Annotated in this window: 11 protein-coding genes; 8 read left to right on the forward strand and 3 right to left on the reverse strand. The window is 65.9% G+C overall.

All coding sequences use genetic code 11. From position 1 onward, the window contains the following. The coding region (locus AB1609_05345; protein MEW6045891.1) for a hypothetical protein at positions 1–199 on the reverse strand (199 nt) is incomplete at its 3' end. 266 nt (positions 200–465) lie between these two features. Here AB1609_05345 and AB1609_05350 point away from each other — a divergent pair. The 8 genes from AB1609_05350 to AB1609_05385 are packed head-to-tail and all read left to right on the forward strand — an operon-like array spanning position 466 to position 11638. After that, positions 466–3441: an extracellular solute-binding protein gene (locus AB1609_05350; protein MEW6045892.1), complete on the forward strand. Its 2976-nt coding sequence runs from the start codon at positions 466–468 to the stop codon at positions 3439–3441. After that, positions 3429–4397: a sugar ABC transporter permease gene (locus AB1609_05355; protein ID MEW6045893.1), complete on the forward strand. Its 969-nt coding sequence runs from the start codon at positions 3429–3431 to the stop codon at positions 4395–4397. Before AB1609_05350 ends, AB1609_05355 begins: the two co-directional genes overlap by 13 nt. 14 nt (positions 4398–4411) lie before the next feature. Then, a complete protein-coding gene (locus tag AB1609_05360) occupies positions 4412–5281 on the forward strand; it encodes a carbohydrate ABC transporter permease (GenBank protein ID MEW6045894.1) in 870 nt (289 codons plus the stop codon). A 14-nt stretch (positions 5282–5295) separates the two neighbouring features. Beyond that, positions 5296–6786 (forward strand): hypothetical protein, encoded by a 1491-nt coding sequence (locus tag AB1609_05365; protein ID MEW6045895.1) that lies wholly within the window; start codon positions 5296–5298, stop codon positions 6784–6786. Beyond that, positions 6786–7505, forward strand: coding sequence for a YIP1 family protein (locus AB1609_05370; protein ID MEW6045896.1), 720 nt, complete (start codon positions 6786–6788; stop codon positions 7503–7505). Before AB1609_05365 ends, AB1609_05370 begins: the two co-directional genes overlap by 1 nt. Then, positions 7502–9736 carry a DUF5696 domain-containing protein gene (locus tag AB1609_05375; protein ID MEW6045897.1) on the forward strand — a complete coding sequence of 745 codons (2235 nt, stop codon included), beginning with the start codon at positions 7502–7504 and terminating at the stop codon, positions 9734–9736. Before AB1609_05370 ends, AB1609_05375 begins: the two co-directional genes overlap by 4 nt. Continuing rightward, positions 9733–10635, forward strand: a complete 903-nt coding sequence (locus AB1609_05380) for a sugar ABC transporter permease (GenBank protein ID MEW6045898.1) — start codon at positions 9733–9735, stop codon at positions 10633–10635. Before AB1609_05375 ends, AB1609_05380 begins: the two co-directional genes overlap by 4 nt. A gap of 28 nt (positions 10636–10663) precedes the next feature. Next, positions 10664–11638: a carbohydrate ABC transporter permease gene (locus AB1609_05385; protein MEW6045899.1), complete on the forward strand. Its 975-nt coding sequence runs from the start codon at positions 10664–10666 to the stop codon at positions 11636–11638. Between the two features lie 11 nt (positions 11639–11649). On the opposite strand, the gene AB1609_05390 is transcribed toward AB1609_05385, so the two are convergent. Both AB1609_05390 and AB1609_05395 read right to left on the reverse strand, forming a co-directional pair. Then, positions 11650–12819 (reverse strand): anhydro-N-acetylmuramic acid kinase, encoded by a 1170-nt coding sequence (locus AB1609_05390; protein MEW6045900.1) that lies wholly within the window; start codon positions 12817–12819, stop codon positions 11650–11652. A gap of 37 nt (positions 12820–12856) precedes the next feature. After that, on the reverse strand, positions 12857–13110 hold a 254-nt coding region (locus AB1609_05395; GenBank protein MEW6045901.1), incomplete at its 5' end, for a glycoside hydrolase family 3 C-terminal domain-containing protein.

A 13110-nucleotide genomic window follows, 5' to 3' on the forward strand; every position in this document is an offset into this window, starting at 1 on the left:
CAACCTGCTGGTATTCGAGCTTGATGCCCGTCTCCTTCTGCCAGCGATCCAGCGCCGCCTGGTACTTTGCCACGATCTCGGGAGGTTCCCAGTCCCACACGACGATCTTGCGCTCAGCTGCTCCGGCTGCTGCCGTGAGCAGGAGCCCCACGGAGAGCGCCAGCACAAAAACGCTTACAACACGCCGACTCATTCCCACCTCGCGACAACCCCCTTCCAGGCTATACCAGGGCCGCCCCGCGCGGGCCGGTAGCGGTCTAGACCCCTTGGAGGGCTTAGGCAGCCCCGAGGAAACTCCTGCCTTCCACGGCGAAAAAGTGGTCTAGACCCATAAAAGGGATCACGCTGGCATGGGAGAACTAACCTACCGGAAGGCGAGATGCCGAGAGAGCCCGGCCGTTCCTGCGGCAGCAGGAGCCCCTGATCCCTGCCCGGGCACGAACATGCGCGAAAGGGGGTAGAGGCGTGAGGGCGTTGCGAGCGGCCACCCTGGCCTCTTTTGCCGCCCTCTTCGCCCTGGCCTCCACAGCGACGGCCTCTGAAGCCGGTTCGGCCGGCGCGCCGGCGCCCTCGCCCGTTACCGGTGAGCCCGATTACGTGGAGGCTCTGAGGGCCTGGCAGGAGCAGGGCATCGGGCCGGTGGTCGAGGGGGTTTCGATCACCCTTCCGGGCCCCGCCTTCAGCCGCTACGTGCCATCTTCGTGGGAAGACGACCCCGGTCCCACCGTAGAGGTGGGCATCGGGGGGCGGCCGGACCCGGTGCTGGTGTGGCGCACCACGGAGAGCATGGTGGAGTGGGAGGTGGAGGTTCCCCAGGCCGGCCTGTACGAGATCACGGTGGAGTACTACCCGATCGAGGGAAAGCGGTCATCGATCCAACGGGACATCCGCATCGACGGCGCCTTCCAGTACGTGGAGGCCCGGCGGATCTTCTTCGAGCGTACCTTCAAGGATGCTCACGCCCCCCGGCAGGACAACCGGGGTAATGACATCCGCCCGCCACAGGTCGAGGTGCGATCCTGGATGCGCAAGACCGTGGAAGACGCCGACGGCATGTTCAGCGAGCCGCTCCTCTTTTACTTCCACGAAGGGGTAAACCGGCTGGCCATGTACGCGCACCGGGAGCCGATCGCCATTGCCTCGATCACGGTGCACTCGCCGGCCCGCTACCCCAAGTACGCCGAGGTCCTGCGCGCCTGGCAGTCTGCGGGGGCGCAGGCGGCTCCGGCCGAGGTCCAGGTGTGGGTGCAAGGCGAGGACGCAAGGAGCAAGACCGATCCCACGCTGCGGCGCGAGTTCAACGCCGACCCGAAAATGGTCCCGGCCTCGCAGGGGCACATTCGGCTCAATTCTTTCGGGGGATGGAGGTGGCGGCGTGGGGGGCACCGGGTAACGTGGCAGTTCTCGGTGCCAGCGGACGGGCTGTATCAGATCGGGATGCGGGTCTGGCAGGGGTACGAGTTCGTGCCCGTGGTGCGCCAGGTTCGCATCGACGGGCAGATCCTGTTCGACGAGATGAAGGAGGTCCACATTCCATACAGCCCCAACTGGCAGCTGTATCGCCTCGGCCAGGAGTACTCCCCGGACGGCCGGCCGTTCGCCTTCTACCTGACGGCGGGTGAACACACCATTGAACTCTCCGTCAAGGTCGGAGCCGCCCGGCAGACGGTGCGCACGCTGTTGCAGATCTCCAGGGAGATGGCCGCGCTCTCCCGGGAAGTGGCGATGGTCACCGGGATCAACCCCGACCCAAACATGGAGTGGATGCTGGACAAACGCCTGCCCCACCTGATCCCGACCCTCCAGGGACTCGTGGCGCGGCTCGAGGACGAGGCGGCGTACGTCCAGGCGAACCTGACCTCCGGCGGCAGGCCCGGGGTGCTCAACACGATTGGCGAGGCCGTGGCACAAATGCGCGACATGATGCGCCAGCCCGATAGCATCCCCTCCCGGCAGGAGGCGTTCGCCGCCACCCAGACGGGCATCGGGTGGTGGGTCTTGAGGCTCCAGGAACAGCCCCTGGAAGTGGATTGGATCTGGGTGGCGTCCGCTGAGGCTCCACCGCCGCCCGCCCAGTCAAGCCTGCGGGAGCGCCTCAAGGCCAGCTTCAGCGCCTTTTTGATGAGCTTCACGCGCCCGAAGCGCTACTATGGCGTCGGCAGCGAGTACGACCCCGAACGCGAGGAAGGCGTCGTGCTGGAGATGTGGGTGGCGCGAGGGCGGGAGTGGGCCGCCATTATGAAGGAGATGATGGAGGACGACTTCACGCCGCGCACCGGCATCAAGGTGAACGTCAACGTGATGCCACCGGGGCAGCTCCAAGTGGGGTTCAACGTGCTGTTGCTGGCGGCCGCGGCGGGGCGCGCCCCTGACGTGGCGACGGGCGTGGATCCCAACGTGCCCGTGGAGTTTGCCATCCGGGACGCCGTTCTCAACCTCAACCAGTTTCCCGATTACGACGAGGTCGTCTCGCGCTTTCGGCCGGGCGCCCTCATTCCGTACCACTACCAGGGCGGCGACTACGCGCTACCCGAGACCCAGGACTTTTACATGCTCTTCTATCGTACCGACATCCTGGGCGAACTGGGCCTCAAGCCGCCCGACACGTGGCAGGACGTGTACGCCATGCTGCCGATCCTCCACCGCAACGGCTATGAGTTCTACTATCCGGGCGAGCCGAGCCCGTGGGTGGGTTTCGTTCCGTTTCTCTTCCAGCACGGCGGCACGTACTACACAAGCGACGGCATGCGATCAGCCCTGGACAGCCCGGAGGCGTACGAGGCGTTCAAGGAGTGGACGGGGCTTTTCACCAACTATCGCATCCAAAAGCAGGCGGATTTTTACAACCGGATGCGCACCGGCGAGATGCCCATAGGGATCTCCAACTATTGGACCTACGTGCTGCTCTCCACGGCGGCGCCCGAGCTTGCTGGGTGGTGGGAGATGCGTCCCATCCCGGGCGTCCGCATGCCGGACGGGCGCATCAACCGCAGCATCGGCGGAGCGGGGCAGGTGGCGGTCATCTTCAAACAGACGAAGCATCCCCGGGAGGCCTGGGAACTCCTCAAGTGGTGGACCAGCGCCGAGGTGCAGGTGCGTTTCGCCCGGGAACTCGAGTCTCTGATTGGCACGGAGGCCCGCTGGAACACGGCCAACGTGCAAGCCCTCCGGGAACTGCCCTGGCCCCGCAAGGACATCGAGGCCATCGGAGAACAGTGGCAGTGGTTCCTCGAGACGCCCGTGGTCCTGGGCGGGTACTTCACGCCCCGTCACATCAACAACGCGTGGAACCGTGTGGTGCTGCAGGGCTGGCACCCCCGCGAGGCGCTCGAGGAGGCCGTGAAGGAGATCAACCGGGAGCTCGTGCGCAAGCAGGAGGAGTTCGGGATCAAGGCCACGGCGCATGCGGCATCGGAGGGGCGGCAGGCATGGAACAGGTGACCCGGCCGTCCGCCAGGGTAGAGACTGCCCTGGCGGGCCTGCGGATGGTCGTCAAGGCAGGGTCATGGTGGCGCGAGGTCAGGCGGCATCGAGTCTCGTACGTGTTCATGGCGCCGTTTATGACCGTCTTCTTCGGGCTCACGGTCGCTCCGGTCGTCGTGGCCGTCTACCTGAGCTTCACGTACTTCAACATGCTTGAGCCAGCCCGCTGGGTCGGGTGGGCCAACTACCGGTCGCTCTTGCTCGACGACGACGTCTTTCTCATCGGCGTCAAGAACACCCTGCTTTTCGCGTTCATTTACGGGCCGGTGAGCTTCTTTTCGTCCTTTACGCTGGCCTGGCTCATCAATCAACTCTCGCGCCTTCGGTCGCTGTACACCCTGTCTATGTACGCGCCGAGCATCGTCAGCGGAATCGCCATCAGCGTCGTGTGGCTGTACTTCCTCGCCGGCGACCGGTACGGCCTCTTGAACCACCTGCTCATGCGGCTGGGAGTCCTCGACGAGCCCTTCTTGTGGCTGCGGGATCCCCGTACGACAATGCCGAGCATCATCATCGTGGCGTTGTGGATGAGCCTGGGCAACCAGTTTCTCGTTTTCTTGGCGGGCCTGCAGAACGTGGACCCTCAGCTCTATGAAGCCGCCGCCATTGACGGCGTTCGAAGCCGGATCCAGGAACTGTGGTTTGTCACGATTCCCATGATGAAGCCCCAGTTCCTGTTCGCCTCGATAAACGCGGTCGTGGCCTCTCTTTCGGTCTTTGACATCGCGGTGGCGCTGGCGGGGCTTCCGAGCTATTTGTACGCGGGGCACACGATTGTGACGCACCTGTACGACTACGCGTTCATCCGCTTCGAGATGGGCTACGCTGCAGCCATCGCCGTGCTGTTGTTTTTGTTGACGTTCGCCACCGGGCGGCTGGCGTTCCGGATGTTCTCGACGCACGGGGCTTACTAGGGGGAACGGGGATCGTGGCGGTAGAGGCGCGCCGATACGGCAGGGGCATCGACTTCGGGCGGGCCGGCATCATTCTCTTCCTGACGCTCTTGGCCGCCTTCATGTCGCTACCCCTGGTCTTCATGGTAAACCAGGCGTTCAAGCCTGTGGAGGAGCTCTTCCTGTTCCCGCCTCGGTTCTTCGTCAGGCACCCGACCCTTCGGAACTTCCAGGAGTTGCTCATCTCCACCAACACCATGCTGGTGCCGTTCACGCGGTATTTGTTCAACAGCGTTCTGGTAACGACGGCCTCGGTGGCGCTCACCGTCCTCTCCGCAAGCCTGGCGGCGTATGCCATTGCCAAACACAGGGCACCGGGCAGCGCGCTCTTGTTCACGCTGGTGATCTCCGCCCTGATGTTTGCGCCGCACGTGACGCAGATTCCCCGCTACATGATCGTCAACTCGCTGGGCCTCATCGACACGTACTGGGCGCTCATCCTCCCTGCGCTGGCGGCGCCGTACGGGCTATTCTTGATGAAGCAGTTCATCGAACAGGTGCCGGATGCGCTCTTGGAGGCCGCAAGGGCGGACGGCGCCTCGGAGTGGCGGATCTTCTGGTCGGTCATCATGCCCACGGCACGACCGGCGTGGGCCACGCTGACGATCTTGACCTTCATCGCCACCTGGAACGACTTCTTCACGCCCCTCATCTTTACGCAAAGCGAGGTCATGAAGACGCTGCCGCTCGCGCTCATCACCGTTTACGGGGGGCCGGGCCAGGTGGCCCGCTACGGCGCCTCGCAGGCTGCGACCTTTCTCATGACCGTGCCGACCATAGCGATCTTCATCTTGATGCAGCGGCGGGTCATTCAAACGATGATCTACTCTGGAATCAAGTCCTAGAAGGTCGGCGAAAGATGAGGGGGGCGACGAAGCTCGCGTTGAGGGCTCTCGACAAGCCGGGAGTGCGCGTTGGCGATTTGCTGAACGCCGTCCTGGCGGGGGCAGCGCTGTGGTCGGTTGGGGCGCTTCTCGCAGCGCCGGCCGGTGCTGCGGAACTCAACTGGGTCATCGACCCGGTGGCAAAGCGCTACCTTCCGTCGCCGGCCGGCTACGTCGTGGAACGGGTCATCAGCGTGCCGAGGGAGCAGGGCGGGCTGAAGGCCCCGCAGGACCTCTTCATCGATCACGAGGGGTTTCTGTGGGTCGTGGACTCGGGCAACGGCCGGCTGCTGAAGATGACCCTCGACGGCAAGCTCGTCAGCGTCTTCGGCGGGCCTGGCGGCGAGCGGCTCTACCAGCCCCAGGGCGTTTTTGTGAATGCGGACGGAACTGCGTACGTGGCCGATACCGGCAATGGCCGGGTGGTGGTGCTTGGCCCGGACGGACAGCTGGTGCGGGCGTATGGGACGCCCAGCTCCCCCCTCCTGGAGAAGGGGTTCTCGTTCAAGCCGACCAAGCTGTTGATCGACAATCGTGGATACATCAACGTGGTCAACGAAGGAGACTACCGGGGCATCCTGCTGCTGGACCTCGACGGCAACTTCCGGGGCTTTTTCGCCGCTAACCCCGTCGGCTTCGACTGGCGGCGGCTGCTGATCCGCATCCTGGCCACCGAGGCGCAGCGAGAGCGCATCGCCCGGCTCCTGCCGCCGCCCCACTCCAACCTGACGCAGGACCAACAGGGCTTCGTTTACACCACCACGGTCCACGCAGCCAAAGGGCAGATCAAGCGCTTCAACTCCATCGGTCGCAACACGTACCCGGTCAGGCAGTACGGGGTGCCGTGGTACCGGGAGTTTCAGCAGGTGCTGCCGCACTTCACGGATCTGGCGGTGGACCCCGAGGGCATCGTCACGGTGGTGGACGCGACGACCCTGTACGTGTTCCAGTACGACCAGGACGGCAACAACCTCATCGTCTTCGGCGGGCGCGGCGCACAGCAGGGCAAGTTCCTCTACCCGTCTGCCATCGCGGTGGACGCACGGGGCTACCTCTACATCGCCGATCGCGAGCAGGACGTTATCCAGGTCTTCCGGCCGACCGAGTTCATGCAGCTCGTGCACAAGGCATCGGCGCTCTATTACGACGGCCGCTACGAGCAAGCGGGGGAACCATGGCGCCAGGTGCTCCAGATTAACCGCAACTACCTCATCGCCCACCGGGGGCTCGGGAGGGCCCTGCTCAAGCAGGGGAAGCTGCGCGAGGCAATGCAGGAGTTCCGGTACGGCAAAGACCGTTCGGGTTACTCTCGGGCCTTCGGCGAACTGCGCTACCGGTGGATGCGGTCCCACTTCGGGCTGACCATGCTGGCCCTGGCCGCCGTCCTGCTGCTCGCGTGGCTTTTGCTGAAGCTGGCGCAGCGCATCATGCATTCGGCGCGCGCCCGCTACGGAGGGTACCTCTGATGGCAGGAACGGAGCAGGCCGCTGCCGCCGGGCGGATGGCGCGGGCCACGTGGCGCGCTGGGCAGCGCGCCCGCTGGTTTGCAGCCTGCCTGGGGCGGCTGGGTGCGGCCGTTATGGAGAGCGCACGCTTTGGCGTGTGGCTTCTGGCGGCGCCGCAGGAGACGTTCTACCACCTGAAGATGCGCGGCAGCGTGGGTGCGGCGCTGGTGGTGTTGATGCTGGCCCTGGCCGTCCGGACAGCCACCATCTTCACCACGGCGTTTCACTTCTCCACGGCGGAGCCCTGGGAGGTCAACTTTGCCGGGGAAGTGGTGCGGATTGTCGTCCCCTTCCTGAGCTGGGTCATCGCCAGCTACGGCGTGACGGCGATTCTCTACGGCGAGGGCACCTTCCGCCACATATGGATCGCGAGCGCTTACTGCCTGACGCCCTACGTTCTTTTCACGCTGGCCGTGTCGCTTTCGACCAATCTCCTGACCCTGGGGGAGCGGGCGCTCGTCGATACGGCGATGGCCGTCATTTACGGCTGGGTGGCGGTGCTCTTCCTCATCTCGGTGAAGGTCATCCACAACTACGAGTGGCGGCAGGCCATCGGCATCTCGGCGCTCACGCTCGTTGCCATGCTGGCGCTGTGGGCCGCCGGGGCGATGGTTTACGGGCTGACGGATCAACTGGTGCACTTCGCCAAAGAGGTGACGCGGGAGGTCCTGATCCGTTGAAGGCGCTCAGACGTGCGGCTGCGGCGGTTGTGGTGGGAGCCGGGCTCCTGGCCGCCGTGGCAGCGGCTCAAGCGGAGGGGTGGCCGGTGCAGGCGCCGGCGGGGCAGGAACAGGCTACCGCGCAACAGGGCGCCACGCAGCCCGTGGTCGTGCGGTCCACACACGTCGAACTGAGCGTGGACCCGCGAACCGGCCGGGTGGACGTGGTCGACCTGCGAAGCGGCGCCCGGTGGTCCTCCACGCCCGACCTGCCCCCGGGCGTGCGAATCACGGGGCTGTGGCGGGCCCACATGGATGCGGGCTTCATCCTCGAGTACGCCGAGCCTGACCGCCGGCCCAAGGGGATGCTCAACCCCTCCCGGTTCACCCTGGTCCGAAACGCCCGCCCCATCGAGGCGGGAGTGGCCGTCGACTTCGAGCTTGCCAGCGCCTCGGGGGATCGGGAGTTCGCCTTCACCATGGAGTGGACGGTCGGGGAGGATTACGTCGAGCTGCGCATCCCGTTCGGCTCGGTCTACGAGCGCCCGGGCGGCATGAAGCTGGTCAGCTTGAGGCCCGTTCCGTTCTTCGGTGCCGGGACCGATAGCGACCAGGGGTATGTCCTGTTCCCCGACGGGCCCGGCGCCATCAGCCGCTTCAAAGCCGACCACCCCAGCTACTCGAGCAACTTTCGCGAAGGCGTTTATCAGTGGGGCGCCGAGTACCGGGCGGGCGGGGGCCAGGTAAGGCTGCCCGTCTTCGGCATCAAGAAGGGTAACGCGGCCTTCGTCGCTTTCATCACCCGGGGCGACACTGAAGCCGAGGTCGAGTTTTCGCCCAGCGGCTACGTGCTGCCCTTGAGCAGGGCCTCGGCCGCCCTCTATTTCCGCCACCGCTTCACCGTGGCGCTGCGGCGCAACGCGTTCGTGGAGAAGGTTGACGAGGCGCTGATCCCCGGTGACCGCGTGGTGCGCTACGTGTTCCTTGCCGGCGACGACGCGGAGTACTCCGGGATGGCCAGGGCGTACCGGAGGTGGCTTCTGGAGGCCGGGTGGCTGCGGCGCGCGATTCCAGATGACTTTGCCGGCTACCTGGATCTGTCCCTGTTCATGGGCATCGAGAAGCCGATGGTGCTCGGGCGCAGCTTCGTGACCATGACCACCTTCGAACAGGCCCAGCAGATCCTGGAGGACCTGCGCCGGCGGGGGGTGGAGCGCGTCGAACTCACGCTGATGGGTTGGAACGCACGCGGCTTCATGGGGTCGCCGCCGGAGAGGCTTCCTCCGGAGCCCCACCTGGGCGGGGCCGAAGGGCTCAGGCGGCTTTCCGCCTACGCCCGCGAACACGGGGTCGGACTGTGGCTGTACGACCAGTTTGTGTGGGTCGCCAGGGGGGCCAGGGGCTACTCGGCGCGCTCCGACGTGGTGCGAAAGGCCACCCGGGAGCCTGTCGGTTTCTCCCGGCTCCTCAGCCTCGTCCCGGCGCTGACGAGGGAGCAGGAGTACCTGATGCTGAGCCCGTACGCGGCGCTGCGCGTTGCCGCCCGGGACGTCCCCGCCATGGCCTCGTTTGGCATCACCGGCATCGTCGATGAGAACCTGGCGAGCCTGCTGTACCGGGACTACAACCCCGGCCGGCCCATGTCGAGGCGGGAGTTTGCCGAGGCCATGCGCGAGCTGGCTGAGGTGTACCGGAAAAACGGCCTGAAGGTGGGCGCCATGAATGGCAACGCGTACATGCTCGCCCAGATCGACCGGCTTTGGAGCGTGCCGATGGAGAGTAGCCACTTCCTCTTTGCCGACGAAACCGTGCCGTTTTTCCAGATGGTGGTGCACGGCTACGTCCCCTACAGTGGGGAAACCCACGAGGCCGGCAACCTCCGGGCCGACCCGGCGCGCATGAAGCTGCGCACCATCGAGTTTGGCGCCCTGCCGCGCTACGTGCTGACCGCCGAGGATACGGCAAAGCTGGCCGACACCTGGTTCTCCAGCCTTTACAGTTCCCGGTACGACGACTGGGCGGATGCAGCCGTGGAGGAGTACCGCGAGATGGTCGGCAAGCTGGGCTTCCTGCAGGCCATCCCGATCCACTCGCACCGGCGGCTCGATGACGGGGTCTACGAGGTGCTCTACGAAGACCAAAGCCGCGTCGTGGTCAACTACCGGGAAAGCCCGTTCACTCTTCCGGACGGCACGGTGGTGCCTCCTCTGGGGTACACGCTGAACGTCGGGAGGGGGTCTGTCCAGCCGTGAGCGCGCAGCGCCGCAGGCGCCTGTTGCGCCTTTCGCTTTCGCAGCAGCGGGCCGTCGAAGGGCTCATCTTCATCTCACCCTGGATCGCGGGCTTTACGGCCTTTGCGCTGTGGCCGCTTCTGCGTTCGTTCCTGTTGAGCTTCCAGAAGCTGGAGCAACTCGTCGGCTTCAAGACGTCCTGGGCCGGGATGGACAACTTCCGGGAGGCTTTCCTGATCGACGCCCGCTTCGTGCCGATGTTTCTGGACGTGGTCCGCAACACCCTCATCGATATCCCCGCGGTGCTGGTCTTTTCGCTGTTCACGGCGCTGATGGTCAACCTCAAGCTCCGTGGCGATGGGTTTTTCCGGGCGGTCTTCTTCCTGCCCGTGGTCATCGGTTCGGGCGCGGTGGTGCAGCAACTGCAGAACCAGGAGGTCGGCCGGCTCAGCATCGTGCGCAGCATCGAGGGCTTCGGCACGTTCCTGGTGACCTACCTGGGCCCGGCCCCGGCAATGGCGGTGCTCGACCTGCTCAACCGGCTGGCGCTGGTGCTGTGGGGCACCGGCGTGCAGGTGCTGCTGTTTTTGGCGGGACTCCAGAGCATCAGCCCGATGCTGTACGAGGCGGCCCGGGTGGACGGGGCCACGGACTGGGAGATGTTCTGGAAGATCACGCTGCCGATGCTGTCGCCCATTATCCTGGTGGTCACCATCTACACGCTGGTGGACTCGTTCACCTCCGTGTTCAACCCGATCCTGATGTACGTGCGGGACACCGCGTTCAGCGGGCAGTTTCGCATGGGGTATGCGGCGGCGATGGGCTGGATCTACTTCGCGTTCGTCTTCATCCTGATGGTCATCGTCTTCAAGGCCGCCGAGCGGCACGTCTTCTACGCCGGCGAGCGCTCACAGAGTTGATAGTCCGGGGAGCAGAGGGGAGCGGGTCATGGCGGCAGGCAGGGTGACAGGTGCCGGGGCGAGGCCCGGACAGGTCCGCGGCGTCCGCTTCGTCGTGGCGCCTTCGCGGATGCGCTGGCTTTCGGTGCGCCACCGGCTGCACCTGCTTCTCGGCCGGAGCTTTGCCTATCTGATGCTCCTCAACATCTCGTTCGTCTTCCTGTTCCCAGTGCTTTACCTGCTGGTGACGTCAGCACAGACGGTGGAAGACTTCGTGGATCCCACCGTCTACTGGATCCCGACCAAAATCCAATGGGACAACTACGTGCTCGCCTTCAAGGGCCTCTTCTACCCGCAGGCGCTTCTCAACAGTACCGTCGTGTCCGGCCTTTCTGCGGTGGGGCAGGTGCTTTCGGCCTCCCTCGCAGGATACGGCTTTGCCCGGGGGCGTTTTCCGGGGCGGGACGTGCTGTTCATGCTCGCCATGCTCACCTTCCTGATCCCGCCGCAGACCATCATCGTGCCGCTCTTCATGCTCTACAAGACGCTAGGGTGGATCGACACCTACGCGCCCTTCATCGTGCCGTCGTTTTTCGCCCACGGGTTGCGGGGCGCGCTTTTCATCTTCGTCTTCCGGCAGTTCTTCCGGGGGCAGCCCTGGGAACTCGAAGAGGCCGCACGCATCGACGGCGCCGGGGCGCTGCGGACGTACTTGCAGATCATGCTGCCGCTGGCACGCCCGGCCGTCCTGGTGGTCTTCCTGTTTTCGCTGGTGTGGCACTGGAACGACTTCTTCGAACCCTCGGTCTACCTCTACAACCAAGCGCGCTTCACGCTGCCGCTGCGGCTCAACATCTTCTACACGGGACTGCAGATCGTGACGGGGGCGCAGGCCGGTGAGCTTTACAACGAGCCCCTGCTCATGGCGGCCTCGCTTCTGGTCATCATCGGGCCGCTTCTCATCTACCTGGTGGCACAGCGATACTTCGTCCAGAGCATCGAACGCACGGGGCTGGTGGAGTGAGGCGCCTTCGCTCAGGCGGGCCAGGTGAGGCTCCCGAGCCGAACGGCGCCCCGCGCGCCCGTGACGGACGGCAGCGTGACCGGCTGCCCCGCAAGAACGCTCATGGCCCCCATCACTGCCCACGCGACGGCCTCCCGTGCTTCGGCGGGCAGGCCGAACTCGTCGATGCGGCGCAGGGCGACCGGTGCGACCTGCCTGCGGATCTCGTCCACCAGGGTGGGGTTACGGGCGCCTCCGCCCGTCAGCACGAGTTCGTGAACGGGCCCGCCCGGCGCGATCCATTGGCGCAGGGCCCTCTCTGTGGTGGCGGCGGTCAGGGCGGTGACGGTGGCCACCAGATCGTCGCCTGAGACGCCAAGCCCCCCGGCTTCCCGGAAGACCTCATCCACGTAAGGGTCGCCGAACTCTTCCCTCCCCGCCGTCTTGGGGGGCGGCCGGCGGAAGTAGGGGTGGATCAGGAGTCTGTCCAAAAGCCCCGCATGAACATGCCCCCGGCGGGCTCGCACTCCGTCCCGGTCGTAGTGCTCCAGGCCCGAGGTCAGGCGCCGCACGACGGCGTCGATGACCATGTTGCCCGGTCCGACGTCGAACGCCACCACGTCCTCAGGCCCAGCCCCGGGGTAGAGGATGGTCATGTTGGCGATGCCGCCGATGTTCTCCACGACCCGGCCGGCTCTATCGTCCCGCAGATACCACCAGTCGAACCAGGCGCTCAGGGGCGCCCCCCTGCCCCCGTGGGCCATGTCGTTGTCCCGAAGGTGACTTACCGCCGGAACGCCCAGCTGTGCGGCAACCCGGGCCGTGTCCGCCAGCTCCAGCACCCCTGCCGCCTGTCCTGCCCGGGCGGCCGCTTCGGGGTGGCGGTAAAAGATAACCGGCCCCTGGAAGACCGCCAGGCGGACCCTTTCGGGCGTCAGTCCCGCCTGTTGGAGAAGGGCGCGCCCGGCGCCGGCGATGGCCTCGCTGACGGCGATGCGGGCGTCGAGAAGCTCCTCGGCCGCAAAGCGCTGCGGGGGGTAGAGCCGGAAGACCGAAGCCCGTACCTGTGCGTTGAACGGAAAGGTGCCGTACGCGGCGAGGTTGAGCGGGGGCCGTGCCGCACCCTGGTCAGGCCACTCGATGAGGGCCGCGCTGACCCCGTCGGCCGATGTCCCGCACATCATCCCGAGCACGAAAGTCATGTCGGTCTTCTCTCTTGCCGTTTATCCCGTTTGCCCCTTACCGCGCGGGCCGTTCCCACCGGTAGCCCGCCGGCCAGCGCCCGGGGATGGTCACCGGCAGCCGGCCGCCAGGCAAGAACCGGCCGGCCAGCGCCTCCGCCGCGGCCTGAAGCGAGGCGGGAGCCGTCCCGTAGACGGCCATCAGGGCCGGCCCCTCCGGCATCCGGCCGAGGTCGTAGGGCTCCCGCAGGGCCAGCACCACAACCGGGCGGCTGCCGCGGCGAGACCAGATCGCGGATGCCAGGTCCTCCT

It is taken from the genome of Bacillota bacterium, from assembly GCA_040754675.1.
Taxonomy (GTDB): domain Bacteria; phylum Bacillota; class Limnochordia; order Limnochordales; family Geochordaceae; genus Geochorda.

Coding starts and splice junctions, on each gene's coding strand:
- AB1609_05355 (MEW6045893.1), top strand. CDS start 3,429: ATGGAACAGGTGACCCGGCCGTCCGCCAGGGTAGAGACTGCCCTGGCG.
- AB1609_05385 (MEW6045899.1), top strand. CDS start 10,664: ATGGCGGCAGGCAGGGTGACAGGTGCCGGGGCGAGGCCCGGACAGGTC.
- AB1609_05390 (MEW6045900.1), bottom strand. CDS start 12,819: ATGACTTTCGTGCTCGGGATGATGTGCGGGACATCGGCCGACGGGGTC.
- AB1609_05365 (MEW6045895.1), top strand. CDS start 5,296: ATGAGGGGGGCGACGAAGCTCGCGTTGAGGGCTCTCGACAAGCCGGGA.
- AB1609_05370 (MEW6045896.1), top strand. CDS start 6,786: ATGGCAGGAACGGAGCAGGCCGCTGCCGCCGGGCGGATGGCGCGGGCC.